The organism is Brevundimonas denitrificans (genome assembly GCF_030160755.1).
Classification (GTDB): Bacteria; Pseudomonadota; Alphaproteobacteria; order Caulobacterales; family Caulobacteraceae; genus Brevundimonas; species Brevundimonas denitrificans.
In genome coordinates this window covers 1-561 of the sequence record NZ_BSOY01000230.1, presented here as the reverse complement: position 1 = coordinate 561, position 561 = coordinate 1, and the positions used below count along the sequence as shown (strand labels likewise).

At 60.1% G+C, this 561-nt stretch carries 1 protein-coding gene; it reads left to right on the top strand.

What is annotated here, in order from left to right; all coding sequences use genetic code 11:
• Window positions 1-16: 16 nt before the first annotated feature.
• Window positions 17-561 (top strand): methylmalonyl-CoA mutase family protein (locus tag QQJ79_RS15920; protein WP_284223919.1); only part of this gene is annotated, 545 nt, incomplete at its 3' end.

The following is a 561-nucleotide window of genomic DNA, read 5'->3' as shown; positions in this document are numbered from 1 at the left end:
CATCGAAATCCTGGACGTGGACAACACCGAGGTGCTGCGCCAACAGGTCGCCCGCCTTGAGAAAATCCGGGCCACACGGGATGAAGCCGCCTGTCAGGCTGCCCTTGAGGCACTGACCAAGGGGGCAGAAGGGGATGCGAACCTGCTGGAACTGAGTGTGAACGCTGCCCGCGCCCGTGCAACAATTGGGGAGATTTCTGACGCCATGGAAAAAGTCTTCACCCGTCACAAGGCGGAAATCCGGTCTATCTCCGGTGTCTATGGTTCCGCCTACGAGGGGGATGAAGGGTTCCAGAAAATCCAGAAGGACATCGAGGCCTTTGCCGCCGAGGAAGGGCGTCGTCCCCGGATGCTGGTGGTCAAGCTGGGGCAGGACGGTCACGACCGCGGTGCCAAGGTGATTGCGACGGCGTTTGCGGATATCGGCTTTGACGTGGATGTGGGGCCGTTGTTCCAGACCCCGGCAGAAGCCGCCAAGGACGCCATTGAAAGCGACGTGCATGTGATCGGTATTTCCTCACAGGCAGCCGGTCACAAGACACTGGTGCCGCAAATCATTGC